This window comes from Phycisphaeraceae bacterium, assembly GCA_019636735.1.
GTDB lineage: Bacteria > Planctomycetota > Phycisphaerae > Phycisphaerales > SM1A02 > VGXK01.
On the sequence record JAHBWY010000002.1, the window covers coordinates 102,263 to 128,953 of the forward strand.

The 26,691-nt window shown below is 66.3% G+C and carries 23 protein-coding genes; 15 read left to right on the top strand and 8 right to left on the bottom strand.

Annotation, left to right across the window (positions count from 1 at the left end):
- Positions 1–109 precede the first annotated feature (109 nt).
- Together KF724_02600 and KF724_02605 are read left to right on the top strand one after the other, a co-directional pair.
- On the top strand, positions 110–1,108 hold the full coding sequence (locus tag KF724_02600) for a formylglycine-generating enzyme family protein (GenBank protein MBX3354569.1): 999 nt from the start codon (positions 110–112) through the stop codon (positions 1,106–1,108).
- A gap of 109 nt (positions 1,109–1,217) precedes the next feature.
- Positions 1,218–1,961: a hypothetical protein gene (locus KF724_02605; protein ID MBX3354570.1), complete on the top strand. Its 744-nt coding sequence runs from the start codon at positions 1,218–1,220 to the stop codon at positions 1,959–1,961.
- A 148-nt stretch (positions 1,962–2,109) separates the two neighbouring features.
- Here the strand turns inward: KF724_02605 and KF724_02610 are convergent, their stop codons facing one another.
- The gene (locus KF724_02610; protein ID MBX3354571.1) at positions 2,110–2,784 is read right to left on the bottom strand and encodes a hypothetical protein; all 675 of its coding nucleotides are present in this window, start codon (positions 2,782–2,784) and stop codon (positions 2,110–2,112) included.
- 289 nt (positions 2,785–3,073) lie between these two features.
- Here KF724_02610 and tkt point away from each other — a divergent pair, with 289 nt between their 5' ends.
- The 4 genes from tkt (at position 3,074) to KF724_02630 (ending at position 7,058) form a co-directional block, all read left to right on the top strand.
- Entirely contained in the window at positions 3,074–5,083 is a 2,010-nt protein-coding gene (gene tkt, locus KF724_02615) for a transketolase (protein ID MBX3354572.1), read from the top strand.
- A 62-nt stretch (positions 5,084–5,145) separates the two neighbouring features.
- Entirely contained in the window at positions 5,146–5,640 is a 495-nt protein-coding gene (rpiB, locus tag KF724_02620) for a ribose 5-phosphate isomerase B (protein MBX3354573.1), read from the top strand.
- 44 nt (positions 5,641–5,684) lie between these two features.
- Positions 5,685–6,578, top strand: coding sequence for an FKBP-type peptidyl-prolyl cis-trans isomerase (locus tag KF724_02625; protein MBX3354574.1), 894 nt, complete (start codon positions 5,685–5,687; stop codon positions 6,576–6,578).
- 177 nt (positions 6,579–6,755) lie between these two features.
- Complete coding sequence (locus KF724_02630; protein MBX3354575.1) at positions 6,756–7,058, top strand: hypothetical protein; 303 nt, start codon at positions 6,756–6,758, stop codon at positions 7,056–7,058.
- Positions 7,059–7,157: 99 nt separating this feature from the next.
- Here the strand turns inward: KF724_02630 and KF724_02635 are convergent, their stop codons facing one another.
- From KF724_02635 to KF724_02645, 3 genes are all read right to left on the bottom strand, one after another.
- The gene (locus KF724_02635) at positions 7,158–8,285 is read right to left on the bottom strand and encodes an aminopeptidase (protein ID MBX3354576.1); all 1,128 of its coding nucleotides are present in this window, start codon (positions 8,283–8,285) and stop codon (positions 7,158–7,160) included.
- A gap of 158 nt (positions 8,286–8,443) precedes the next feature.
- Positions 8,444–9,316: an HAD family phosphatase gene (locus tag KF724_02640; protein MBX3354577.1), complete on the bottom strand. Its 873-nt coding sequence runs from the start codon at positions 9,314–9,316 to the stop codon at positions 8,444–8,446.
- Positions 9,313–10,386 (bottom strand): aminotransferase class I/II-fold pyridoxal phosphate-dependent enzyme, encoded by a 1,074-nt coding sequence (locus KF724_02645; GenBank protein ID MBX3354578.1) that lies wholly within the window; start codon positions 10,384–10,386, stop codon positions 9,313–9,315. Before KF724_02645 ends, KF724_02640 begins: the two co-directional genes overlap by 4 nt.
- 143 nt (positions 10,387–10,529) lie before the next feature.
- On the opposite strand from KF724_02645, the gene KF724_02650 reads away from it, so the two are divergent.
- The gene (locus KF724_02650) at positions 10,530–13,028 is read left to right on the top strand and encodes a hypothetical protein (GenBank protein MBX3354579.1); all 2,499 of its coding nucleotides are present in this window, start codon (positions 10,530–10,532) and stop codon (positions 13,026–13,028) included.
- Here KF724_02650 and KF724_02655 read toward each other — a convergent pair whose 3' ends face one another.
- On the bottom strand, positions 13,029–13,673 hold the full coding sequence (locus tag KF724_02655) for a hypothetical protein (GenBank protein MBX3354580.1): 645 nt from the start codon (positions 13,671–13,673) through the stop codon (positions 13,029–13,031). It lies immediately after the preceding gene.
- Between the two features lie 69 nt (positions 13,674–13,742).
- On the opposite strand from KF724_02655, the gene KF724_02660 reads away from it, so the two are divergent.
- Positions 13,743–16,190, top strand: coding sequence for a radical SAM protein (locus KF724_02660; GenBank protein ID MBX3354581.1), 2,448 nt, complete (start codon positions 13,743–13,745; stop codon positions 16,188–16,190).
- A gap of 39 nt (positions 16,191–16,229) precedes the next feature.
- Complete coding sequence (locus KF724_02665) at positions 16,230–16,955, top strand: LON peptidase substrate-binding domain-containing protein (GenBank protein ID MBX3354582.1); 726 nt, start codon at positions 16,230–16,232, stop codon at positions 16,953–16,955.
- Between the two features lie 78 nt (positions 16,956–17,033).
- On the opposite strand, the gene KF724_02670 is transcribed toward KF724_02665, so the two are convergent.
- On the bottom strand, positions 17,034–17,870 hold the full coding sequence (locus KF724_02670; GenBank protein ID MBX3354583.1) for a peptidylprolyl isomerase: 837 nt from the start codon (positions 17,868–17,870) through the stop codon (positions 17,034–17,036).
- A gap of 163 nt (positions 17,871–18,033) precedes the next feature.
- Between KF724_02670 and KF724_02675 the strand changes: the two genes are divergently transcribed.
- From KF724_02675 to ruvB, 3 genes are read left to right on the top strand one after another with little or no spacing between them, the layout of a single operon-like run.
- Complete coding sequence (locus tag KF724_02675; GenBank protein MBX3354584.1) at positions 18,034–18,738, top strand: HAD family hydrolase; 705 nt, start codon at positions 18,034–18,036, stop codon at positions 18,736–18,738.
- A 17-nt stretch (positions 18,739–18,755) separates the two neighbouring features.
- The gene (locus KF724_02680; GenBank protein ID MBX3354585.1) at positions 18,756–19,361 is read left to right on the top strand and encodes a LemA family protein; all 606 of its coding nucleotides are present in this window, start codon (positions 18,756–18,758) and stop codon (positions 19,359–19,361) included.
- 57 nt (positions 19,362–19,418) lie between these two features.
- Complete coding sequence (ruvB, locus tag KF724_02685) at positions 19,419–20,468, top strand: Holliday junction branch migration DNA helicase RuvB (GenBank protein MBX3354586.1); 1,050 nt, start codon at positions 19,419–19,421, stop codon at positions 20,466–20,468.
- An 86-nt stretch (positions 20,469–20,554) separates the two neighbouring features.
- On the opposite strand, the gene lptD is transcribed toward ruvB, so the two are convergent.
- Positions 20,555–23,716 (bottom strand): LPS assembly protein LptD, encoded by a 3,162-nt coding sequence (lptD, locus tag KF724_02690; protein ID MBX3354587.1) that lies wholly within the window; start codon positions 23,714–23,716, stop codon positions 20,555–20,557.
- A 27-nt stretch (positions 23,717–23,743) separates the two neighbouring features.
- Positions 23,744–24,712, bottom strand: coding sequence for a hypothetical protein (locus KF724_02695; protein MBX3354588.1), 969 nt, complete (start codon positions 24,710–24,712; stop codon positions 23,744–23,746).
- Between the two features lie 32 nt (positions 24,713–24,744).
- Here KF724_02695 and ribH point away from each other — a divergent pair, with 32 nt between their 5' ends.
- From ribH to ftsY, 3 genes are read left to right on the top strand one after another with little or no spacing between them, the layout of a single operon-like run.
- Complete coding sequence (ribH, locus tag KF724_02700; protein MBX3354589.1) at positions 24,745–25,230, top strand: 6,7-dimethyl-8-ribityllumazine synthase; 486 nt, start codon at positions 24,745–24,747, stop codon at positions 25,228–25,230.
- Entirely contained in the window at positions 25,227–25,652 is a 426-nt protein-coding gene (gene nusB / locus KF724_02705; protein MBX3354590.1) for a transcription antitermination factor NusB, read from the top strand. Before ribH ends, nusB begins: the two co-directional genes overlap by 4 nt.
- 3 nt (positions 25,653–25,655) lie before the next feature.
- Positions 25,656–26,582, top strand: coding sequence for a signal recognition particle-docking protein FtsY (gene ftsY, locus KF724_02710; protein MBX3354591.1), 927 nt, complete (start codon positions 25,656–25,658; stop codon positions 26,580–26,582).
- Positions 26,583–26,691 lie beyond the last annotated feature (109 nt).

A 26,691-nucleotide genomic window follows, 5' to 3' on the forward strand; every position in this document is an offset into this window, starting at 1 on the left:
CGGCGCGCTGAGCGCGACCGTGGATCCGCAGCCACAGGTGCCGCCGCCTGCGTCCGCGCCACCTGACGCTCCGTCGCCCACCACCGCACCCGCCGGAGCGCCGAAGGGCATGGTGTGGATTCCCGGCAGGGAGTTCACAATGGGCTCCGATGATCCGAAGGCGTATCCGCAGGAGCGCCCGGCGCATCGAGTGCGCGTCGACGGCTTCTGGATGGATGTCACCGAGGTCACCAATCGGCAGTTCAAGGAGTTCGTCGATGCAACGGGCTATGTGACGATGGCCGAGACGGTGCCCGACTGGGAGCAGTTGAAGCAGCAGCTCCCGCCGGGCACTCCCAAGCCGCCGGCGGAGATGCTCGTCGCAGGCTCAGTGGTCTTCCGCCCGCCCGCCGCGGTGCGCAATCTCGACGATGTCTCCCAGTGGTGGGCGTGGGTGCCGGGCGCCAACTGGCGGCATCCCGAGGGGCCGGGGAGCGATCTCGAAGGTCGCTGGGATCATCCCGTCGTTCATGTCGCGTGGCCCGATGCGGAGGCCTACGCCAGGTGGGCCGGCAAGCGCTTACCCACGGAGGCCGAGTGGGAGTTCGCCGCTCGAGGCGGGCTCGAAGGGAAGGAGTTTGCGTGGGGCGACGAGGCCGTGCCCGGTGGCACGCACATGGCGAACATCTGGCAGGGGCGCTTCCCGACGCAGAACTCCAAGGCCGACGGCTTTGACGGTACGGCACCGGTGCGCAGCTTCCCGCCGAACGGCTATGGCCTCTACGAGATGACCGGCAATGTCTGGGAGTGGTGCGCGGATTGGTACGACTTCGCCGCGCATGGCGCCTCCGCAGCTCAGGGTGTCTGCCACGATCCGCGGGGACCGCAACAGCCCAGTGATCCGACTCGGCCCTTCACCAAGCAGCGCGTCATCAAGGGCGGCTCGTTCCTTTGCGCTGACAACTACTGCCGCAACTACCGACCGAGTGCGCGTCGCGGCGAGGATTGGGACACGGGCACCTCCCACATCGGCTTCCGCTGTGTGCGCTCGGGCCCGGCCGTGGCCCCGCCGGAAGAGGCTCCGCCCGTTCAGACGCCACCCGACGCACCCTCTCCGGCTCGGGATTGAACGCGGCGAGCGCGCTCAACATGTCGGCCTGTCGAGGCGCCGCTCGCCGTACCGTCTGCGGCACCTTGAGACCGGCCGATCTTCAATCGGCCACTTAGACTCCTGCCACATGGCACCACGCGACAGTGCCGGATTCGGCACGCTCGGCAAACATGCGGCCCGAGCTACGAGGCCACTCCACTGGCTGCGCAATCGATCGCTTCCGGTGCTTGTCGCAGTGGTCGGCCTGCTGGCGACTTATCCCATCTTCGACACGCCGGGACAGCCGACGCCCATCTCGGCCATGGTGCTCTTCGGTGCAGTTCCACTCTTCGGCGTCTTTATGCTCTCGCCGAGACGGTGGGTGATCATTCCCATCATTCTGGCGCTTGCAGCGCATCTCTCGGTGACGGCCTTCTACGGTGCGCACCTCGAGCTCGCGCTGGCTAACTGGCCCGGCGTCCTCGTCCTGATCTTCTACATCGCGGCCACGGTGGTCATCGCCAAGGAAGTGTTCTTCGGGCAATCACTGATTGATGATCGCGTGTACGGCGGTGTGGCCGTGTACCTGTTGATCGGGGTGATCTTCGCCATTCTGCACCACCGCCTTGGAGTGGAGAATCCCGCGGCGTATCGCGTCGCCGATGGAACGGCCCGGGCGCCCGACATGAACTGGGCGGACTATCTCTACTTCAGCTTCGTCTGCCTGACCACAGTGGGCTTTGGCGACATCACGCCCGCTGGAGTGTGGGCAAGAAATCTCGCCGTGGTGGAAGCGGCCGTCGGCATGCTCTATCCCGCCGTGCTTCTTGCCCGACTCGTCAATCGCGACAGTTCGCCACGACGCGCGGCCTCCGATGGCGGATCACACTAAGAGCCCGAAACAGAAGCAGCGCCGCGCTCACCTCGTCACGGCATGGCCGCCGTGCGTCGATGCGTGATCGGGCGATGCTCCAAAGCCGAACATCGCACCCGCCTCGCGAGGCGAAATGCACGAGCGCACTCGGCCCTGTGGCTGCGAGTCAGTCGTTGAACCCGGCGACATACCCGGCGTTGGCGTACGCCGTGTTCACGGCCATCGGCGTCGCACCGAAGGCACCAGATCCGCCGAAGTATCCACCAGGGCCTCCGAAGTAGTTGCCGTAAGCGCCGTATCCGGAGAAGCCCGTGTAGGTGTGCGACCCGACAAAGGGTTGATTGACCTCACCAGCCGCCGATCCGAGAGGGCCGGGATCGCCGGGGCCGTACCCGGGCATGTACTGACTCGCGGTGTTGGCGCTCGGCAGATTCGCCGGATTGACGAAGGTGGTCGGTGCATAGCCCGCCATGGGAGCCTGACCTTGGACACCGTGATAGTGCGTGTGAAAGTGAATTCCTCCGCTTGCCGCGGCAGCCTGCAACGCGGTGGGATCGATCGCGCCGCCCGGATTGTTGAAGCCCGTCCCAGTCGGAGCCTGCCCAGCGCCTGCCTGCGGTGGCGGGCCCTTGAATGACGAATCCGAGCCGGAATCGGTCACCTTCGGAGGCCCTGCAAAGGATGACTCCGTGCCCGGCTTGTCATCATCGCCTCCCGATCGCTGCTGAGCGCCGCTGAGCAAAGTGATGCCGCAGACCAGCGCAGCGCCAGCAAGAAACGGCACAACGGGAGAAGCGAGTCGTCGCAAGGCGCACGCGGTGTCGGGCTTCAGAGTGGACATTGTGGGTTCCTTGATCGGGTCGTGATCTGGATTCCGGATCGGTCCGGGGCTCGCTCGCAGAGCCGAGTTCGAGCGCCGACAGGTGTTCATCGGACGGCTTGCGTCGTGGCCGTGAACACGCCTGACGGCGAGACGATTCTATCTCCGCCGCGCAGGGTAGCATGGGTTCTCCGTGGCTACTCCAACACCAAGCTCGGCGCCCACCCGTTCCCAGTCGCCGGTTGCAGGCACGCCCTCGGATGTGCCGGCCATCGATGCGCTCGCCATCAACACCATCCGGACGCTCTCGATGGACGCGGTGCAGGCCGCGGACTCCGGGCACCCGGGCACGCCCATGGCGCTGGCACCTGTTGCCTATGCGCTTTGGCAAAGGGTGCTTCGTTTCGATCCGCTGGCGCCGCGCTGGCCCGACCGCGATCGCTTCGTGCTCTCGAACGGGCACGCCTCGATGCTCCTCTACTCGGTGCTCCACCTCGCCGGCGTACGCCAGCTTCCGCCCGCCAGCGACAGCCTCGCAGTCTCGATGGATGACATCCGCGCGTTCCGGCAATTGGGCAGCAAGTGTCCCGGTCATCCTGAGCATGGCCACACGGCGGGCGTCGAGACGACGACGGGGCCGCTCGGCCAGGGGATCGCGAACAGCGTCGGCATGGCGCTCGCCGCTCGCTGGCTCGCCAGTCGCTACAACCGACCCGGCTTCGAGCTCTTCACCTTTCGAACATGGGCGATCTGCGGCGACGGGTGCCTCATGGAAGGCATCTCGAGCGAAGCGGCGTCGCTCGCCGGTCATCTGAAGCTCTCGAACCTCTGCTGGATCTACGACAACAATCACATCACCATCGAAGGACGAACCGACCTTGCGTACTCCGATGATGTCGCCACGCGATTCCTTGGATATGGATGGAACACCCTCCGCGTTGGCGATGCGAACGATCTCGATCGGCTTGAGCGCGCGTTCGACGAGGCGAAGCGCACGACCGACCGACCCACGCTCATCATCGTGGACAGTCACATCGGCTGGGGGGCGCCCACGCGACAGGACACGAGTGCGGCGCACGGTGAGCCACTCGGCGAGGAGGAGATCCGCGGCGCGAAGCGCTTCTACGGCTGGCCGGAGGATGCCCACTTCCTCGTGCCCGAAGGAGTGCGCGAGCGTTTCGCCGATGGAGTCGGGCGACGCGGAGCCGAGGCGAGGAAGGTGTGGGAGTCACTTCGCGCCGCCTACGCGAAGCAGTTCCCGAAAGAGGCTGCCGAACTCGATGCGATCGAGTCGGGTGCGCTTCCTGCGGGTTGGGAGTCGGCGCTGCCGACCTTCCCGGCCGATGCCAAAGGCGTGGCGTCGCGCGTCTCCAGCGGCAAGGTGCTGAACGCCATCGCGGAGCGCGTGCCGTGGCTGCTGGGTGGAGCGGCGGACCTCGCGCCGAGCACGAAGACGCGTCTTGAGTTCAATGGCGCGGGGAACTTCCTGCCAGATTCGATCGGTCGCAACATGCACTTCGGTGTGCGAGAGCATGCGATGGGTGCCATCGCGAATGGCCTGGCCCTCTGCGGACTTCGCCCCTTTGCGAGCGGGTTTCTCATCTTCACCGATTACATGCGCGGCTCGATGCGCCTGAGTGCCTTGATGGAGCTGCCCGTCCTTTACATCTTCACCCACGATTCGATCGGTCTTGGTGAAGATGGCCCGACGCATCAGCCCATCGAGCAACTCGCGAGCCTTCGCGCGATGCCGGGAGTCCAGCTTCTGCGACCTGCCGATGCGAACGAGGTCGTCGCCTGCTGGCACATCGCGATGGAGACGCGGCACGAGCCTTCGATCTTCGCGCTGTCGCGGCAGAACCTGCCGACCTTCGACCGAACGAAGATGGCGTCGGCCGATGGCTGTGCCCGGGGGGCGTATGTGCTGCTCGACCCGCCCGAGGGCGCCCCGGAGGTGATTCTGATCGGCACCGGCAGCGAAGTCTCGCTGTGCGTGGCGGCCGCGGAATTGCTCGGTCGCTCGGGGGTCCGAAGCCGTGTGGTGAGCATGCCATGCTGGCAACTCTTCGAACGACAGGAGCGATCCTATCGCGATTCGGTGCTGCCACCGGCGATCCGCGCTCGCGTCGCGGTCGAGCAGGCGAGCGTCTTCGGCTGGGAACGCTATGTCGGTCTCGAAGGCGAAGTGGTCGGCATGACGACCTTCGGCGCTTCGGCGCCGATCAAGCAGTTGCAGAAGAAGTTCGGCTTCGAGCCAGAGCATGTGGCGGAAGTCGCTCAGCGCGTCCTCAAGGCGACCCGATCGGGAGCAGCGCGATGAGCGGGGCGGGCTCGACCAGCGCGGCGTCCGGTGCGAGTGGAGGGAGTGGTGCGGCGACGCCCCTGAGGCTGGTGATCGGCAGCGATCATGCCGGCTTCGACCTGAAGGAGCTGCTGGTTCCCTTCATCCGATCACTCGGTCATCATCTGGTCGATGTGGGGACGCACTCGCGCGACTCGGTCGACTACCCCGACTTTGCGGAGAAGGTGGCCGTCGAGATTCTTGCGGGGCGCGCGGATCGGGGCATTCTGCTTTGCGGCTCCGGAGTCGGGGCCAGTGTCGCTGCGAACAAGATCCCGGGCATCCGCGCGGGAAACTGCGAGGACTACTACTCCGCCCACCAGGGAGTCGAGCATGATGACATGAATGTGCTCGTTCTTGGCGGGCGCATCGTGGGAAGCGCCCTGGCGCAGGACATGGTCCGCGCGTATCTCGGCGCCGTGTTCACCGCGGAAGAGCGCCATGTGCGGCGCCTCCGCAAGGTTGATCTTCTCGAACGATCGTCGGCGCGGTTCGAGCAGCTTCGAGCCGGGGTCGCCCGAAGTTCGTCGGTGTAATCATTCAAGCATGCGCCGCATGGCGCAAGAACAGGAGTTCACTCATGTCGGTTCATTCTCTCGTGCCCGTTCGTCGTTTCTCGAACTCCAAGAGGGTTCTCGCTGTTGCGGCGCTGCTTCTCGGTGGCGCGGCGATCGCGGCGCAATCCTCCGTCGGAGAGCAGGATTGGTCGACCTTGCCTCCTCCATTCGACACAGTCGAAGCGGCGATCCGTGCGGCGCCGGTGTCGATGGCGGATGCAATGACCAAGGCCGCCGCCCTGGGCACGATCGTGCAGGCTCGCACGCTCGTCGAGGATGGCGAGGTGATTCATGAGTTCGTCTGCATGAACGATGGTCTGCCGCGCCGAGCCACCGTCCATGGGTCGACCGGCGAGCTGACCGTGGCCCAACTGGCAATTGCGGATGCCGTGGCCGCCGCTTTGCGCGACACGCCCGGCGTGGTGCGCACCGTCGAGGGCGACCTGCTTGCCGAGCCTCCCGCCTTCCGTGTGCAGATCCTCAAGGATGCGATGTTGCACGAGCTGCTGGTCAACGCCGTGACAGGCCAGATCATCGAGCGGAGCACGCGCAGCCGACTGCCGGGAGTGGAGACCAACGGCACCATCGTGACCACGCCGAGCGGACTTCAGTACATCGATATCGTCGAGGGCACGGGCCCCACGCCGCGCTCGCCCTCGTCGCGCGTCACCGTGCACTACAGCGGATACCTCGTGAACGGACGCAAGTTCGATAGTTCGGTCGATCGCGGGCAGCCCGCGGACTTCGCGCTCAACCAGGTGATTGCCGGGTGGGGCGAAGGAGTCGGCAGCATGAAGGTCGGCGGCAAGCGCAAGCTGATCGTGCCTTGGAACCTCGCATACGGCGAGCGCGGCGGAGGACCGATTCCGCCGAAGGCGACGCTCATCTTCGATGTTGAACTTCTGAAGGCGGATTGATCGAGGTCGACCGTGGCACCGCTCGAGTCAAAGTCGATTCGGGCGGCGCCGCGGTGGCCCGAGTCGCGTGCACACGCGGTCGAGCGCGAGATCGATGGGGAACCCCGCGTTGCGGCGCCAAGGGCCTTTGCCAGGACACGCGAGCGCACCTTGTGGCTACGGCGCTACAATGCCCGCATGAAGACACACCGTTCCATCGGATGGCGATCGCTCCCGGCGTCGCTCCTTGTGGCGGTTGCGGGCGCGCTGCTTGGGGCTGCGGGGTGTGAGGAGACTCACCCCACGGCGCAGCAACCGCCCAACGGGGCGCACCCGAACGCGGCGCCGGTCGCGAGCGGATCGACCGAGAAGAACCCGATCAGCGGCAATCGCAAGAGCACGCTCGGCAAGGCGTACGATGTCGCTGAGAACCTCGTGGATGAGAAGATTCCCGAGTACAACCGGCGAATCGAGGAACAACTCAATCCAGGGAAGAAGTGACTCCCGCGAGGGCGGTGAGCGGTGATGCCGCGTCGGTGATTCGCGGAATGTGACTTCGCCGCGCTGGTGAGTTGCCGGTGAAGTCGCGCTCGGTCCGTGTCAGGGTGAGGTCAGCGCGTCGGGGTTGAGTCCGCGCAGGTCGTCGGCAACGAAGAGGCCGTCGCGTCGAATGACTGTGTCATCGAAGGCGATGGTGCCTCCGCCATAGCTCGGTCGCTGAATGGAGACGAGATCCCAGTGAATCTCGCTCTTGTTGCCGTTGCTGGCCTCGTCGTAGCAGTTGCCGGGAGTGAAGTGGAAGCTGCCGGCGATCTTCTCATCGAAGAGGATGTCCTTCATCGGCTCCATGATGTAGGGGTTGAAACCAATCGCGAACTCGCCCACGAAGCGGGCGCCGGCGTCGGTGTCAAAGATCGCTTCCAGTGTCTTCTGATTCTGGTCGGCACGGCATGAGACGATGCGGCCGCCCTTGAACTCGAGCCGGATGTTCGAGAAGGAGTTGCCGTTGTAGATGGTCGGCGCGTTGAAGTGGATCACGCCTTCGACGCTCTCGCGGACCGGCGCGGTGAAGCACTCACCGTCGGGAATGTTGGCGTGGCCGCAGCAGGGCACCACGCCGATGCCCTTGATGCTGAATCGGAGATCCGTCTCGCCCGGCCCCTTGATGTGCACGCGATCAGTCGCACGCATGCGCGCCGCGAGCTTGTCCGCGGCGAGGGCCATGCGCGCGTAGTCGAGATTGCAGACATTGAAGTAGAAGTCCTCGAAGGCCTCGGTGCTCAGGCCCGCCAGTTGCGCCATCGACGGAGTGGGCCAGCGCAGGACGCACCATCGCGTGCATGGAACCCGCTGTTCGAAATGCACCGGCTTCTGATAGAGCTTGCCGACGCGCTGCATCTGGGCAGGATCGAGGCCCGCCATCTCGCTCACATTCTCCGAACCGCGAATGCCGATGTAGCACTGCATGCGCTTCATGCGCTCGCGGTCGTAATCGCCCCAGACGCGAAGGTTGTCCTCGGCGGCGTCCTTGTTCAGGGCCCGCATGATGCGCGTGCGTCGCAGAGCGACATGCGCATGTCCACCTGCGCGGCGAGCCTCCTCGACCAATGCGATCGCGACCTCATCTGGGCAGTCAAAGGTCTCAATGAGCAGATGATCGCCCTTTGCCAGGCGAACGGAGTGTGCGATGAGGTTCTTGGTCAGAGTGCGGACGCGTGGGTCGATCATGGCCCGATGCTACCGGCGCGGAGGACCTTGGTGGCGGGAGCACGATCGCCACGGCGAGGCCGAGTGCAGGGCCTCATGATCAACAGGGAGCTTCTCGGTGCCCTGCGGCGCTTCGCATCAACCCCGTGACGATCGGTCGTTCAGCGAGGCGCGTCGACCTACGCGGTCGCTGGGCTGCGCCCGAGCAGGGCGTCGAGAGACTCGGGCGTTACGGCGAAGAAGTCATCGATGAGAAGATCGGCGTCGGCGAGCTCCGCGCGCGTCCGCCCGCGGGAGACGATGGCCACGCACCTCATGCCCGCGCGCCGCGCTGCCTCAACCCCGGGTGGCGCGTCCTCGAAGACGATGCACGCGCTCGGCGGAACCTGAAGTCGTTCGGCGGCCTTCAGGAAGACCTCGGGGTGAGGCTTGCCGTGGGTGACATCGGCTCCGGAGACGCAGCGATCAAAGGCGGACCCGCGGGAAAGGGCTGCGAGGAAGGCCTCGACATTGGCGGGCGGCGCAGAACTTCCCGCTCCAAGCTTCCAGCCCACCGCGCGGAGGGCCGTGAGAAGCTCAGGTGCCCCGCGCATGATTCGGGGTCTGGTCACGAAGCGGTCGCGAAAGAGCTCCTCCTTGCGCTCCGCGATGGCATGCAGCGCCGCGCCCGAAGGCGGGGGAAGACCGGCCTCCTTCCATAGCGCGGGAATGATCTCTTCGTTCCTTCGACCGAAGCTCCACGCGAATTGCGCCGGTGTGAGCGCGACACCGTGTTCGGCGCAGACCTGTCCCCAGGAGTCGAAGTGTTCTTCGAAGGTGTCAAAGAGCGTGCCGTCGAGATCGAAGATCGCAGCACGAAGGGTGCCATCGGAGCCCGATGCCGCCGAGGCGCTCGACTGGTGCAGCGTGCGGCCGTCACCTGAAGCACTCGGCGATCGCGGCGAGGCTTCCGAGTCGTGGGCGCGTGGAGTTGTGGCGCTTCGCGTCGCGGAGCCGTGGTCGGCGGCCGTCGCTGCGGGTGTACCGCAGTTCGCTCGACGCTCGCTGCTCATTGGTGCCCCGCCCGTGCTGCGGCCTGCGGCACGGCGCGCAGCGCCTCGCGGATGATCTCGATGGCGCGATCGATATCCGACTCGCTGACATCGAGATGCGTGACGGCTCGCAGTCGTTGCGGTCCCATGGGAATGAGCCGAACGCCGCGCTCCGCAAGCCGAAAGGCCGCGTCGCGAGCTGTGCCGATTCGAGGGTCCACCCGGAAGAAGACCATGTTCGTGGGAATGGCCTTGGGTTCGATCTCCAGTGCGAGACCGTCGACCTCTCGGAGCCCTTCGGCGAGGCGACGGGCGTTCGCGTGATCACTCGCCAATCGATCGATGTGGTGATCGAGCGCCCAGATGGCGGCGGCGGCGAGCAGGCCCGACTGGCGCATGCCTCCCCCGAACATCTTGCGAAATCTCCGCGCCCGCTCGATCCAGTCGCGCGGTCCCGCGAGTGCACTTCCCACCGGGCACCCGAGTCCTTTCGAGAAGCAGAGACTCACGCTCCGGGCTTCCGATGCGAAGTCGCGCATCGAGTAGCCCGCAGCCACGGCAGCGTTCGCGAGTCGCGCGCCATCAACATGGAGATGAAGCGACGCCTCGCGAGCCTCGCGGGCCACCGCCTTGAACTCCTCGAGTGACCACACCGTGCCGCCACCCCGATTGTGGGTGTTCTCCGCGACCACCATGCGGCTCTTCGGCGAGTGGATGTCACCGCCGCGAATGGCCGCTCGCAGCGAGTCGGCATCAAAACGCCCGCCTGGTCCATCAAGGCCAAGAATCATGCACCCGGAGAGCGCAGCCGGAGCCGCCGTCTCATAGTGAATGATGTGGCTCTCCCGATGCGCGATGATCTCATCGCCCGGCTCACACGCGCAACGGATAGCCAATTGGTTCGCCATCGTTCCACTGGGGGTGAAGAGCGCGGCCTCGTGACCGAGGAGCGCGGCGACCTTCGATTCGAGCGCCGCCACGGTGGGTTCATCGCCGAGCACATCATCACCAAGCTCGGCGTGGCGCATCGCCCCCCACATGGCTGGCGTGGGGCGTGTCACCGTGTCCGAGCGGAGGTCAATCGAGTGCACGGAGGCAGCGTACGCCGCTCTGGAGCCGGGTGATCGGTGCGGATCGACCGCACGCCCTGGGTAGGGGGTGGCCTCTGGACCATGGCCACTTCCGAGCGCCGCTCGATCCAGTTCAGCGGTCCTTTCGGCCGATAGTTCAAGGCATGAGAGTGGTGCCCCCGACTTGGTTGACGGCGATGGCCTCGGGCGCGGTGGTCGCGCTCGGCCACGGCTTCGTCGGCCAGATCGAGGGCGCGGCGACTCTCACCCCCGAGCCGATGGGCGCTCGCGCCGTGAGCGCCGACCAGGCGCATGCGCCCCTCGCACCGCATCGCGTCGCGACCTTCACCTTTGAACCCGATCCTGCGCTGCCGCGAGAACTTCCCGCGGGGCTCTATCGCCTGCTCTCGCGCGACTCCGCTCGTGAAGGTCTCCCGCCATTCGGTGGCGTGGGGAGCACGGAAGTCATCGGTGCTCAGGGCGGATGGGCGCTTCGCTTCGCACTGGCTGGTGGTGCGATGGCCGTGGCGACGGAGCCGGCGATCATCCCGGTCCTCGCCGATGAAGTCATTGAAGCATCAGTGTTGGTGCAGACCCAGGGCGTCGAACGCTCCTGCGTGCGGTTGGTCATTCGCGCACTCGATGCCTCTCTCGAGCCTATCCCGGACGCGCAATGGGAGGCTTCGGGGCGTGCAATCCAGGGTTGGCAGCGCCTCCTGATTCGCAGCGGCCCGGCGCCGGCCGGGTCGCGCTCGATGGAGGTCGCGATGGAGGTCACGCCCTGCCTGCCCGACGATCCGACGGGCGATGTCGCCGGAAGCGTCATCTTCGACAACCTCGAGATCTGGCGCGTCCCGCGCGTGACCATCGGACTCGATCGCGCCGGCGCGCGCCCGGGACCCTCACCGCGCGCTGTGACCGTGCAGGTGAACGACCCACTCGGCGCCGCCATGACGCGTGGGGTTCTCCGCGACGCCGATGGCCGCGTCCGCGTCGAGTGGAGTGCCACGGGCGAAGCACATTACGAAGTGGAAGTGCCGCCCCTCGGCCTCGGCGCGTTCGAAGTCGAAGTGGAGGCTCTCTCCGGGACGCGCTCACTCGACCGAGTCCGCATGCCCTTCGCCATCATCGAGCCCGACGAGCGTTCGGAGTCGAGGCGAGTACCGATCGGAGGGAGCGAGCAGCGCGCGTTGGTGCGCATGGGGCTCTGGCTCGATCGCGAGCGCCTGCTGGATCGCGCGGACGCTGTACATGCGTGCAGTGTGATTGGGCCCGACTTCGTGGTCATCGATGTCGGTGATGGTCGCCTCGCGCCATCAATCGGGCTTTCGCTTGCGGAGACCAGACTCCTCGTCGATGACCTGATGCTTGCGGGAGTCGAGCCGATTCTCCGCATCAGTCGCGTGCCTGCATCGCTCGCGCCGCTGTGGCACCTGGAGCAGGATGATCCCGCAGGTGTCTTTCTCCGAGAGGACGATGCGTGGCGCGAGGTCTATGGTGCGTGGTTCGAGCGCTTCGGGCATCTCGTCTCGCGTTGGATGGTCGCTGGCAGCGACGCGGGGCGATCGACGATCGTGACGACGCTCGATGGATTGGTTCCCGGCTTTGAAGAGATCAGCTCGACACTGCGCGTGGTGGACACCACCGGTGATGGGGCGCGCACCACCGCCGACTTGACGGCCCTCGAGCTCATCCGCCACTGGCAGGAGGGCGCGTCGATGATCGCCGTGCGTGGCGCGCTCGATCCCGAGCCCGCTGCAGCGGCGCTGGCGCTCCGTGGTCTGACGAGCGCCGCACGGGGTGTGCGCTCGGTGGCCACGCTCGATGCGGGAAGTGATCTTGAGTGCCTGCTCCTCTCATCCGACGAAGCGGCCCGGGTCCTTGCCTGGCGACGCGACGGCGGCGCCGCGCGAGCGCTCTCACTGCCCTTCGACGGGGGCGTTCTCGCGGCGCGGGATGCGCTTGGCGTGCCCATGCCGCTTGAGCGTCGCCAGGGGGCCGTCGAGGCAGTCATCGGCTCGACGCCAGTGATCATCGACGGCGTGGATCCACTCCTCGGTGCGTTCCTTTCGAAGCTGCGCTTTGAGCCCGCAGCACTCGAGGGGTCGACCGCGGAGCAGCGTCTTGCCGTGCGTCTCGTGAATCCATGGGATGTGACGATGGAGGGCACGCTTCGCTTCGTCGCGCCGGTCGACTGGTCGTTCATTCCGCGCATGCGACGCTTCTCGCTGCCGCCGGGAGCATCGGGTGAGGTCATCGTGAGTGTGACCCTCCCGCGCACGCAGCCATCCGGCGCGACGCGCGTTGGTATCGAGCTCGAGTTCACGGCCGATCGCGGTCATGCGCTGCGCGTTGATCCGCCGGTCGCGATCGAGGTTCGCGACTTCACCTGCGAGGCCCTCCTGCGTCCCATCACCCTTGCCGATGGTCGCCCCGGCGCCGTCGTCGACCTGGTCCTCGTCAATCGCTCCGATCGCCCTCTCGAACTGGAGTCGATCCTCTCGACCACCTCGGGCACGGCGCGGCGCGATGGTCCGATCCGACTCGAGCCCGGTGCGCGGGCGAAGCGCAGCGTGCGCCTCGATGAGCCGATCTCCGGCGCCATCCTGCTCTCGGTCAATCAGACCAACGGCCCGCTGCGTCTTGTGCGCGTGCTGCGATAGCTACCACGGCTGACCCGAGGGCGCTCGCCCGGCGATGGCCACCGCCGCCAGCCGTCGAATGCGCCACTGACCGTCGGCACCCGGCACGACTTCGATGAGCCATGTACTCGGCACCGGCCCGAAACTCGAGGCAGTGGTCGTGATGCAACCGAACTCGGCGACGGCGCCGCCGGTCACGGGGCCGGCGCGCAGCCGCGTGACGCTGTTGGACTCGATCCGATGTTGACGACCCAGAGACTCGATGCCCTGATCGATGATCCGCCACTCGAGTCCGATTGAGGTGAGCGAACCGAAGTGAATGGACGCGTCTTCCTCGAAGAGCGCCCGCATGGCGTTGAGATTGGCGGTCTCCGCGGCCTCGATCAACTCGTTCGCCACGCGACGGGCATGCTCCGCCGGCGTCGTGACCAGGGTGGCGGTGATGAAGATGACCACGCCGGCCGCGACGCACCCCGCCGCGCCGAGCAGGAGCCGTCGATCCTCTCGATCGATGGCGAATCGAAGCAAAGCTACGGCGGCAACTGCCAGAATGATGACCGCAGGCCACGGATTCTCAAGCAGGTAGCGCGTGAAGAAGCCTGGATCGGGAGCGGAGGTCACCCCCAAACCGTAGCAGGCGGCGGCGGCCTTCGGCGTCCCCTTCATGGAAGCGGGGGAGTATCGTCACCGCTGATGGAGTCCGCCGACACCACCCTTCAGGAAGCGCGCCGGGCCATGGCCGCGCTTCTGGGTCGGAGCGCCGGTTCACTCCCGCGCGTTCCCGGAGTCCTGCTGGGCGCCGGCCCCTCGCTCTCGTGCGTGCTGCCCGCGCTTGAAGCTCCGATCAAGGCGAGGCATGCGCTCGCCCTCGCGGCGCCATCGGTGGCCGACGCACTCCATCGCCGGCGCCTCCCCATCCTGACGCTCGCGCGACTGGCCGAAGCTCCGTGGTCGGTTCGGGGCGCTCTGACGCTTGAAGCGCTCGGTTGCAATCCGATCATCCTTGCCGGCTTCGATCTCGCCTTCACCGACGGGCTCTTCTGCGCCGCGGAGCACGAACTTCATCGCGAGTGGGCTTGTGAATTGGGTCCCTTCCGGACCATCGAGAACCTCCACACGGCGGCCGTGCTCTCCGCGGGAGTCGTTGAGGATACGGCTCGCACTCCCGATGGCACACGGAGCACTCGACGGCTGCGCGCCGAACGCAGCGCCCTCGATCGCCTCATCGAGTCCCTTCGCGGATCGGGACGCGAGGTGATCGAGATCGACCCGCACGCGGCCCGGCATGCGGCGACGATCAAGAAGATCGTGACGACGCGTCTCGTGGAGCGACAGCCGATCGAGTTGCCGCAGATCGCAGCAATGCAAGTCTCCGGTGATGCACTTTCGGTGGAGTCGAGATTTGGAACCGGTGCGAGTCTTGCAGATCTGCAGCATGAGTACGCCGGAGCGCAGGTATCGCGAAGGGAGCCATTGTCTTCCACCGCAACCAGCGGCCCCCTCACCGTCGAGGTGCGCGCCATGCCTCGTTTGGCCGCCGTGATTGCCTGTGACCCGGAGCGTGGTGGAACGGGTGTTCCCCGCCACCTCGACTCGGAGTTCGCAGGACGCACGGTGCTCTCAGCGACACTGGAGCGCCTCGGTCGCGTAGAAGGGGTGGAGCGGATCATCCTGCTGGTACCGACGGATTTCGACCCCCGCCCGCTCTTTGATCCTCGGCGCATCTCGCTCCCGGTCGAGGTCGAAGCCTGTGGTCGGTCGCCCTACCCCGAGGAGATCAGCGTCATCCGGACGGCGCGTCTCTGGGCCGACTCCGCGTGGCGCGGTGGAGTCAACGGTGCATGTGTCTGGGACGAAGTGGTCGCACCCGCCGCAACCTGTGCGGCGCTCGAGCGGCGCGGCCTCGATGCGGCGCTCATCTGTGGACCAGATTGGCCCGTCATCATGATCGACGGTCTTGGTGGCGCCGACGAGGTGGTCGCGCGCTATCGCTCGGCGATGGGCGAGCTCGACATGACCTATGCGCCGGCGCCGCCAGGGCTTGGTGCGTGTGTCGTCGGGCGGCCTCTGCTTGAGGCGCTCGCGTTGCGACGGGGCCCGCGGCTCCTCGGCGAGCGCATCGATCGCGAGCCGATCACGCGCGAGGACCCGTCGGCGGTGCTGCCCGTCGATCGCATTCGGCGCAGCATGGTGCGCGCGGTGCTCGACTCGATGCGCGCCAAGCTCCGGATGCGAAGGGGCATCGAACCCATCGTGGTCGACGGAGCTTCAGGCGAGACGATCGATCACATCGGCGGGTGGTCCGTCGTCGAGGCGCTCGAGCACCAGTTCTTCAACCTGCCTCCCGCCTTCGTTCCGCAGCATCTCATCATCGAGCTCAACACGGGCCGCCGCGCCTCCGGGTCATTCAGTCCCCACCGGGTCGGGAGCATCCAGCGCCCGCCGATGACCGAGCGCCTGCTTGAAGCGATCCTCGATGAGGTCGCGGCGCCGCGCGATGTGGTCATCACCTTCGGTCATGTCGGCGATCCCCTCTGGCACCCCGAGTTGCCGAAGTTCATCCGCATGGCCCACTGGGCCGGGGCTCGGGCGGTGCATGTGCGAACGGAACTGCTTGCCGATCAGCCGCGCATCGAGGCGATGCTCGCGGCGGGGCCGGATGTCATCAGCATCGATCTGCACGCCTGCACATCACCGGCGTACCGCGCGCTCATGGGTGCACATCCGCTGGAGCGGGTGCTGGCCAACATCGAGTCGATGCTGGCTCGCCTGGGGTCTGCCGACCCCGCCCTTCGCCTTCCTCTGATCGTGCCGCGACTTCAGAGGCGCGGCGCGAATGTCGGCGACATCGAACGCTTCGTCATGACATGGCGTCAACGCCTGGGAACGGCCATCGTCGAGGGTATTCCCCGTTTCGCGGAGAGCCCCGAGCGCGAAGTGGACCCGCTCATTCCGGCGGAGGTCCCGCTCGAGTCGATCCGCCGCGAGGGAGCGCGGCGCATGGTTGTTCTCTCCGATGGCCGGGTGCCGCTGAGTGAACTCGACCTCGTCGCGGAGCAGACGATCGCGTCGATTCAGCGCGGCGGCGTCTTCGAGGTGTGGCGGGATGTGATGAGCCGACGACGGCAGCGAGGTCGGGATCCGACGAAGATTCCCAATGACTTGCGCTGCTGGCAGCCCTAGCGGATCTCGGCCGGGCCGAACGGGCCTACGATCTTCGCAATGGCGGATGTGATCACCGTCGACTTCGACCGACCCATGCCGCTCTTTGTCCTGCCGGCAGTGGTGCTGCTGCCTCACTCGCGGCAGAGACTCCATGTTTTCGAGCCGCGCTATCGGCAGATGGTGGAACACTGCCTCGAGCGCGGACATGGCCACCTGATGCGCGCCGGACAGATTGCGCTCGCTGTGGTGCAGCCCTCGGCGATTGCAGAAGGGGCGTGGAAGGAGCCGGCGCCGCTGCGCGACGCGGTCTGCGTCGGTCACATGGTGGAACACAACCAACTCGCGGATGGGCGACACAACATCACGCTGCACGGGATCTGCCGCGCTCGGATCCTGACTGTTGATGAACCCGGCGATGAGCGCCTCTATCGCCAGGCGGTGTTGAGGCCGCTCGAACCACCGGGCCGCGCGTTCCCGCCGATGCACACCGCCCGTCGCGCGATCCGCGAGGTCATGGCGGGGCCGAGATTGCGGCGCATGAACTCGATTCGAGCGCTGCTCAACTGGATCTCGCGCGACGATCTGCCGACGCACGCCATGGTTGAAATCGTGGGCGATGCGATTGTGCGGAGCGAGTGTGATCGCTACCGGCTGCTTGAGGAGCCCGACCCCTGGGCTCGGGCGAGAATCCTGAGGGATCACCTGCTCGGTCTTGATCGACTGGTTGGAGCAGCGGACCGGCAGCGTGCGGGCGAGTGGCCCAAGGGTCTGAGCTGGAACTGAGCGCGGTCGTTCAATAATCGCCGGGCCGCTCGGGTCACTGACTTCGATCAGCGAGGCCGGGTCTTCGGATAGTGGCGCTCACGCCGCCGGGTCCTTCGCCGTCGGCTCAGGCGATTTCGGAGTCGTATCGCGCGGAGTCTCGTCCGAAGCGGGGGTGTCGTCCTGAACCGGCTCCTCGCTCGACTCCTTCCGAACAGGCGGTGCGCCGGGCGTCCACCCAGCCTTGGCGAGCGCTTGATTCCACTCGGCAATTCGTCGCTCGTATCGCTCATAGAGCGGCGTCGGGTCCCCGATGATCTCGATCTTCAGGATGCGATCGCTCTCCTCGAGCGCATCGACGACGCGCTGTCCGTCGGTGACGGTCCCGAAGAGCGGGACATCGAGATTCCACGATGGCTGCTCCTTGACGGTGATGGCGAACTGGGTCGGCATCGCGTTCGCCTTCTCCGCGCGCCCCATACCGACTCGACCCGCTCGGTCGTACTTGTACTTGCCGGAGAACTCGCGTCGAATCCGATAGCCGGGGTCAAAGCCCTCCCACGGCGAGCCCATCAAGCGGAAGACGCGCGCTCTCGAGTTGATCGGCGCACCATCGAAGAAGTGGTTCGACGCCAGGTGACAGAAGTTCGTCACGGTGACCGGCGCCGCGTCGGGGTGGAGTTCGAAGGTGATCGGGCCCTTCGTGGTCGTCACCGTCGCGGAAAGTTTCGGAAGTTCGTGGGTGTCCGCCTGCGGTGCCGGCGCGCTGTCCGCAGGGCGCTCCGGCGCAGTCGGCGTCGCGGCCTGACGCGGCGCGGCGCCGAGCAGGAATGGCGAAGCCAGCAGCGGCGTGACAACGAGCGGCGTGAGGTTGCGCGGGTTGAATGGCCGAAGCGCCCTCAGCGAACGGGCGAGCCACGAGGAACGACGGGACACTGGGGCATGGAGACGAGTCACTGCATCAACCTCCTCGGGGACCGGGCCCTTCAGCGAGCCACGGCTGGGTGACGGCGCCGAACAGCCGATTCGAAGAAGATATCCTCGACCATCTGTTGTTCAGAACGGTTGATTCGCGCTCGTTGCCTTCCCGAGACACTCCATGCGGCTGGCGATCTTTGATCTTGACGGCACGCTGGCCCAGACGAGCGCCGTGGACGATGCGTGCTGGATTCGAGCGGTCGAGGAGGCTTGGGGCATCAGGGACATCTGTACGGACTGGGGGGCGTATCGCCACTCGACCGACGAAGCCATTGCCACCGAGATCATGGAGCGGCATGCCGGTCGCCCGGCGACGCGACAGGACCTCAACCGGCTTCGGGATCGCTTTGCGGCATTGATCGAGATTGAGGCGAGCGAGCGACCGGAGCGTTTCACCCCGACACCGGGAGCTGCGGCGCTTCTTCGCCTCCTGCCGTCGCATGGGTGGACTCCCGCCCTTGCCACCGGTGGCTGGCAACGGACGGCGCTCATCAAACTCCGAACGGCGAGGATCGACGCGGAGGACCTGCCCGCCGCGTTTGCCGACGACGCGCAGCCCCGCGAGGAGATCATCGATCTCGCCGCCCGTCGGGCCATGGCCGGCGTGGCCGCGGGAATCGCCACCCCGACGATCGTCTACATCGGTGACGGGGTCTGGGATGTGACAGCCGCGCACCGTCGCGGGTATGGTTTCATCGGCGTGGCGCGGGAACCCCGAGCCACGCAGCTCCGTGCAGCAGGCGCTGACACGGTGCTGCCTGACCTTGCCGACGCCGAGCGCGTGCTCGCGTCGCTCAATCAGCGCTCCGCGCGCACTTCTTCTTGAGGACCATGGCCATGGACATGACAGGCGGCTCGACTCTGATTGCTCAGGCGGTCCTTGGCGGCATCCTCGGCGCCGTTCTCTGTGTCGGTGGATTGGTCATCGTTGGACTGGTGCTCTGGGTGATCTCCATCTACAACCAGTTGGCTCGTCTGCGCATCGCAGGGCAGGGTGCCTTCGCCGACATCGATGTGCAGCTCCGTCGACGACATGACCTCATTCCCAATCTTGTCGAGACGGTGAAGGGTTACGCCACGCACGAACGAGAGACGCTCGATGCCGTCATCTCCGCACGGGCAAAGGCGACGAGCGCCACGGTCATTTCCGACAAGATCGCCGCCGAGGGGCAGCTCACGCAGGCGCTCGGTCGACTGATGGCGGTCGCCGAGGCGTACCCCGATCTCAAGGCGAATCAGAACTTCCTTCAGCTTCAGGGTGAGCTCGGCAGCACGGAGAACATGATCGCGCGGTCGCGCAGCGGCTACAACTCCGCCGCCGGTCGATACAACGACGCGATCGTCGTCTTCCCGAACAATGTGCTGGCGGGCGTCTTCAAGTTCGAGGCGATGCCCTTCTACGAGGAGAAGGACCCGGCCGCGAAGGAAGCCCCCAAGGTGAAGTTCTGAGTCCGCACCCGTCGAGGCGCCATCGGTTGGCGTGATTTCGGGGTCCAAGGCAGGGAGATCGGCGTGGCGAAGGAACGCATCGTCGCTCGGGAAGCACAGGAAGAGGATGCCGTGGTCGAGGCGGCGGCGCCGGCGATTCGCCCGACGCGCATCGATGACTATGTGGGTCAGCGCGATCTCGTCGAGCGAGTCTCGATCGCCCTTCAGGCGGTGCGTGAGCGAGGGGATCCGATGGAGCATGTGCTCCTCCACGGTCCACCGGGGCTGGGCAAGACGACGCTGGCCCATGTCATCGCCAACGAAATGGGAAGCCGCGCCGTGGTTACGAGCGGCCCGGCTCTGACGCGACCGGGTGACCTCGTCGGCACGCTCACGCGACTCGAGCCCCGCGATGTGCTCTTCATCGACGAGATTCATCGACTTCCGGCGGCGGTGGAGGAGTACATCTATCCCGCCATGGAGGACTACCGCGTCGACTTCACCGTCGACAGCGGCATGCACGCGAAGATCATCACGCTCTCGCTGAAGCCGTTCACGCTGATCGGCGCGACGACGCGCGCCGGGCTTCTGACCCACGCGCTGCGTAGCCGCTTCGGCATCGTCCATCACCTGCGCTTCTATGAGCACGAAGAGCTGGTGCGGATCCTGCGCCGCGCGGTCGAGATTCTCGGCATGGGCCAGGTGGACCTCGACGCGTTGTCGGCCATTGCCGATCGAAGCCGCGGCACGCCGCGCGTGGCGATTCGGCTTCTTCGACGCGTGCGCGACTTCGCGCAGGTGCGCTGCGGTGGACGCGTCTCCGACGCGGCGGTGTCCGGTGCGCTCGAACTGGAAGCGGTCGATGCGCTGGGACTTGATGAACTCGACCGGCGCTACCTTCGCACGATAGCGGAGATCTACGCGGGTGGCCCCGTGGGACTCGAAGCGGTCGCGGCGACCCTCGCCGATGATGCGGGCACGCTCGAGGATCTCGTCGAGCCCTATCTCCTCCAGATCGGCTTCGTGGCCCGCACGCGGCAGGGGCGACAGCTCACGCCGAGAGCGTGGCGGCACCTCGAGCTCGAACCCCCCGCGACGCCATCGGGCGTGTTGCCGTTTCCTGAGTGAATCTGCTGCGGGTCTCTGGCGCGACGCGCGTCGGAGTGCCATGGTGTCAACGCGTCACAGTGTCATGCCGTCCTGGTGACATTGTGTCACGGCGTCATGAGACCAGCCCACGGCGAGGGGAACTGCGGTGTCGCTTGCGAGAAACTCCACGCGCCGCGCTGGCTGGGGCCGGCAATCCTGAGCCGCGCGTTCAGGGAGTACTCATCGACGATGGCGTCGTAACTCACCCCGATGCCGAAGTCGAAGTCGGGAAAGACCCGGACAAGCTGGGCCGAGAGCGATCGGAAGCCGCCCTCCCGGAGATCGAACTGCGGCCCGAGAGAGAGATCATAGAGGCGGCCGATCTTGTAGTTGAGCCCGACATTGAGAAGCTCATCCGAGGGGTAGGTGTCCGTCGGATCGAAGTTGTTCACATAGCGGTACTCGACGAAGGTGGAGACCTCGGGCGAGTGGTACATCGCCACACCGAGCGAGCCGCGCCCGAGCCACTTCGACGCGCTGCCGCCCGACGGGCGCTCATCGAATGGCAGTGCCACCATGCTGCCAATCACCGAGAAGGTGCTGCTGAGCTGCCATGTCGCATTGCCATAGAGGTGGCTTCCCCACTGCGAGTACTCCGGCCGGAAGCGATAGAAGGTCGGCAGGGGGCTCTGCGCGTACTTGAGCGTGTTCGGCAGCGTGCGCTGGAAGGTGTTGTTGTGATCGCTGAAGACTGCGCCGACATCGAGGTAGATCCAGTCGATGCTCCGCCAGTTTCCAGGACCGCCGCGATAGGTCTGCCAGCGCTGCGTGAGGCCGACCTGCGCCACGCTCGCGCCGGAGATCGCCTCGACGCCCTGATCGTAGATCGGGTAGTCGGTGGGGTTGGAAGTGTCGTAGGCGCTCCAGAGCATCGCATTCGGCTTCAGCACCCATCGAAGGCGGTTGATGTCAAGAGCACGATTCTGCACGCCGTCATAGACGCGCACGAACTCCGTGCTCATGCGCACGCCGCCGCCGAAGAGGCCGCGATAATCGTCGGCCTCGGGTGAGTAGGAGTTGAAGTCTTCGAGGAAGTAGCCGACACCGGTGACCTGACCGAAGGGGACGATCTTGATCTTCTCCCACTCGAAGGGAACGGAGAGTTCCTGCCGCGTGTAGATCCGCGCCCTCAGGTCCTGGTTGTAGCCGGCGCTCGAGTAGGCATTCGCGATCGGGAGGTTGTCCTGTGTGAAGGGCGCGGGCGCCAGATAGTCCGCCGGGAAGAAGGCGAGATTCGGTGCCGCGATCGACTCCGGCGTGCCCTTCGTGAGGCGCAACTGCATGGTGTTCGCGCTGTACTCCTGGCTCCACGACAGCCAGCCGAAGAGTTCGTCAGCGAAGCGCGCGTAATCGACCTGCGGCAGCTTGTCGACGGAGTAGGGGCGGCTCGCCAACTGATAGGAGTTCACCACCGAGTTGTCGAGGTCGTACTTGCCGAGGATCGAGAAGACCGAGTTGCCCGACTGCCATCTGAGGAAGCCGCTCGTCTCGTACTCGCGATGTTCCGCGAAGGCGCGCTGATCGAAGGTCGAGAGGAACGCGGGGTCGCTCACGAAGTTCGCCTGCACCTGCGCCAGGAGCTCCGAACCGATGAGCGTGGTGTAGTCCGCCGAGGCGATGCCGCGGAAGGTGTCTTCGGAGATGTAATTGCGACCGGCGGAGCTCTGCTCCTCATTCTGGAAGTCGTAGAAGCCGTAGAGCTTCAGGTTGCCATCCTGCGGACCCTCGCTGTAACTGAAGCGTGTGCCGAGGCCGACACCGTTGTTGGAATAGACATCGTTGAGCAGCTCGCCATCCACACCCTTCGGTGTCTCAATGCCCAGCAGACTGAAGAGGTTCCAGCGGGTTCCGACCTCCACACCTCGTGTCTGGTTGTAGCCCGAGGAGATGCTCTTGAGCGGGAACTCACTCGGCGTCCCGCTGAACCCGGGGGTCCAGAGGACCGGTGTGCCGGCCACGCGGAAGGTGGCGTTGGACCCCTCGAGATATGCACTGCCCTCACGCTTGGTCACTCGCACCTGCTCGGCGCCGATGGCAAGGTGGGGCGTGAAGAACTCGCTCGTTGAGACCTGCGCCCTTTGAGCCACGAACTGGTCCGCGGCGACCTGCCGGAGCTCCGCCGCTCGCGCGGTGACCGGAAGTCCGCGGCGAATGGCCGTGCGAAGCACCGCGTCGACCATGAGCGCCTGGTTCGTCGCGATGTCGTAGTAGATACGCCGACCACGGATCGTGTAGTTGAAGTCGGTGGCGAGCACATCGCCTTCGAGATAGATGCCCTCGACCCGTTCTGCACCGAGTGGTCCCGTGCGATTGATCAGCGCGGCAAGTGTGCCCGGCTTCAGGAAGATGACAGCCCGGTCGGCGGAGAGTTGCAGCGTGCCTTCGGGATTGGCCGGGTTCGAGTTGAGCCAGTCAATGCGCACGGTCCCCTCGATGGCGATCGAGTCGCTCGCTTCATCGACGGTGATGGTCCGCCCGAAGAAGGTCATGGTTCCCGTCGGCGCAAGAATCGGTGGCCCATCGGCGGGCACTCGAACGGTGGTGGCCGTTGGAGCTGGCGGCGGTGGGGGAAGTTCGACGCGGCCTCCGACCTCGATCGTCGGTGTCGGTGGCACGGGTGGGCGATCGACGCGAGGTTGCGTGCGCAGCAGCGGGCGACCGTCGGCGATCTGCGCGAGGTGTCGTCGCAGGCGCGCCTCGGCGGCCCCTCGAGCTTCGCTGCCGCCCGGATCAGCTTCCTCCCACAGCGTGGCCGTGATGTCGATCTCGCCGATGGTGCTGGCCGTGATGAGAAGATCACTGCCGCTCACGCCAAGGCCGGCGCGGCGTGTCGGTTCATCGACGCTGGGAAACCAAATGGCGATCTGATTCACCAGGCCGACGGCCGTCGGCAGGCGGTTGATCCAGATGAAGGCCCGCTGCGAGGCGAATTCATAGGAAGCAACCTGGATGCGAACATCGCCGCGCAGCTCGAGTCGCTGGGTGTCATCCACGCGCCAGAGCCACGCTTGCACCCCGGTCGCTCGGAAATTGGACGCCACCGGCAGAATCGGAAGGACGAAGCCTCCCAATCGATCGCCCGTGATCGGGATGTCCTGAAGCTCCTGCGCGGTCGCTCCGTTGACGGCGGTGAAGATCGTCGTGAGGGCGGGCAAGCACGCGGCGACGAGGCGACTCCAGGCGCGCCCGGGTCGGAGGGTGTCGCGTTCGCCGGCGCGGACCTGCATCGGGCGGCATGCTACCGACCTCGGCGGCTACGCGCGGTAGGTCGGGGGTCGCAGGACCAGCGAGAGGGCTTCGCGGAGAAGGAGCAGCACCGCGAACCCACCAACAGCCAGCATCAGCAGCCATCCCGCGGCGCGCCATTGTCCGATCATGGCCATCCACGAGACGCCATAGACGACCTGCCAGAGCGAGCCGTAACGCAGCAGCTTTTCCGCGGCGGCGCCGGGCGGAATGCCCCGAGTCTTCAGACGCGCCACGATGATGAAGAGGACAATGGCACCGATGGGCCAGAGGGCTGAGGTCGCGGAGATCTCGCCGGGCCAGGCACCGGGTTCGAGCGCCCTCGAGCGCGACAGAAGGAGGCCCGTCGCCACGGCCAGGCCGACGGTGACCGCGAGCACGGCAGCGGGGCCGATCGGCGGCCGCTTCTCTTCGAGCCGATAGACCGTTGCGCGCACCATGATGGCGTGGACCATGGCCAGCCACGCGGGGAGCGTCAGCGCGGGGGTCTGATCGGGAATGAGCATGTGGCCGGCGTGGACCAGTCCCACGGTCAGCAGACCCACGCCGGGAAAGTAACGGCCCGCGGCATTGAAGAAGAGGATGAGTGCAGCGACGGCAACGGTGGTCAGGAGCGCGTCGCGACCGAAGAGGACCGCGCAGCTCACCGCCGTCATCAGCGCGCCGATCGCCACGATGACCGCCTGTCCCGATCGCACACGCCCCGATGGGATCGGGCGCTCCGGACTGAAGGCGCTGTCATGCCGCACATCGAGCACATCGTTCAAACTGGTTCCGAAGGCGAAGAGGCCGGTCGCGACCAGTGTGGCGATGGCGAGCGCCTCTCCAAGGCCCATCGTCGCCACGGGCAGCGTGCTCGCGGCAGGGTCGGCGCGAGCCAGCAGGACGGCGAACCAGAGGTCGCCGATGGCCCCAAGCGCCAGGGAGAACCGCACCAGTTGCAGGGTGCCGAGAAGTCGGACGAGCGGTCGGGCCACGCGCCGATCCTAGCGGCTACCATCGAGCCCCCATGCACAAGGACCCGGCGACCAGCCTTTCAGAACAGGCCTTCAACGCGCGGGGGCTCCGAATCGGCGTGGTGACGAGCGCCTATCACGCGGAGATCACCGCCAAACTGGAAGAGGGCGCGGTCGAGGCGTTCATCGCCTGCGGCGGGGAGTCGGCGTCGCTGCGTCGCGTGGCCTCGCCCGGCGCATTCGAACTGGTGCCCATTGCCGCCGCACTTGCGGAACGCGACGATATCGACGGCGTCGTCGTCCTCGGTTGCATTGTGCGAGGGGAGACTCGCCACGATCGTGTGCTCGGGCTGTCCGTCGCCCAGGCCCTGGCGCATCTCGCTGCAACTCAAGTGAAGCCCGTCACCTTCGGCGTCTTGACCGTAGACCGGCTGCGCCAGGCCCGCGAGCGATGCGGTGGAGCCCATGGGCATAAGGGGCGCGAAGCGATGGTGGCGGCGATCGCCGCGGTGCGGGCGATTCAGGCGGTGCGGGCATGAGTCCCTCGCGCGACATTCGTCGCTGCGCGATCCAGGAGCTCTACCAGCTCGATGCCGGTGGCGATGGCGGTGACCTCACCGGCTCACTTGGAGCCGAGGGAGAGGCGAGAGCCGACGATGCGGTGCGCCAGGAGGGTGCCGCGCTCGCCGCGAAGGCATGGGCGAGCCGCCATGATGCCGATCAGGACATTGCCCGCTTCACCCCGGAGTGGCCCATTCATCGCCAGCCGATCGTCGACCGCAATGTGCTTCGGCTGGCGTGGTGGGAGATGGTGCATGGAGGGGTTCCCGCGGCGCTCGCCATCAGCGAGGCGGTTGATCTCGCCCGTGAGTTCGGCGGTGAGCGAAGCCCGCCCTTCGTGAATGCCGTGCTCGACCGGATCCGACGGGAGCGCGGGGTACCGTCGGGCGGAGGAGTCTGAGGCGTGGCCCTGTTTCGTTCAGCGATCGATGCGATCAAGCGGGGGCTCGCACGCACGGCGCAGGCGCTCGGCGCCGGATTGCGCACGCTGCTTCATGGTCGTCCGCTCTCCGAGGAGTTGATCGACGAGATCGAGTCGCGACTCATCGCCGCTGATGTCGGAGTGAAGGCGTCACGCGAGATCATCGAGGCACTGCGCCGCGACTTCAGGGCCGGCCGAGTGCCGCGCGGCGAAGACGCGCTGGAGTTCCTGAAGGCGAATCTCAAGTCGCGCTGGGGGCCGCAGGATCGCTCGCTCGCGGTCTCCGCGATGAAGCCCACTGTGATCCTTGTGTGCGGCGTGAACGGCGCCGGGAAGACGACGAGTGTTGCGAAGATCGCCAAGACGCTGCGCGACGAAGGACGAAGCGTGCTGCTCGGCGCGGCGGACACCTATCGCGCTGGCGCCGTTGCCCAACTGGCGATCTGGGCGGAGCGGCTTGGAGTCGACATCGTGCGCGGGCAGGCGGGCGCCGATCCTGCGGCCGTCACCTTCGACGCCGTGGAGGCGGCCCTCGCTCGTGGCGTCGATGTGCTGCTGGTCGATACGGCGGGGCGACTCCATACGCAGGAGCATCTCATGCGGCAGCTCGCCAAGATTCGCAATGTGATTGCGCGCAAGATCGATGGCGCGCCGCACGAAACGCTGCTGGTCCTCGATGCGACCAGCGGTCAGAACGCGATTCAGCAGGCCCGGGTCTTCCGCGAAGCGGCCCATGTGACCGGCATCTTTCTCGCGAAGCTCGATGGCACCGCGCGGGGTGGCATCGTGGTGGCCATCCGGGATGAGCTCGATGTCCCGGTGAAGCTGGTTGGAGTTGGAGAACGCCCCGAGGATGTGCAGCCATTTGACCCCGATCGCTTCGTGGAAGCGATGTTCACCGACGCCTGAACCGGCCCGGGGGCGAGCGGTAGGTCTGCGAAATGGGGCTTCCGTCATTGATTCCCAGCGAAGTCTGCACCAGTCGATGGGTGAACGGCCACCATGTCGCGCGTAGAAT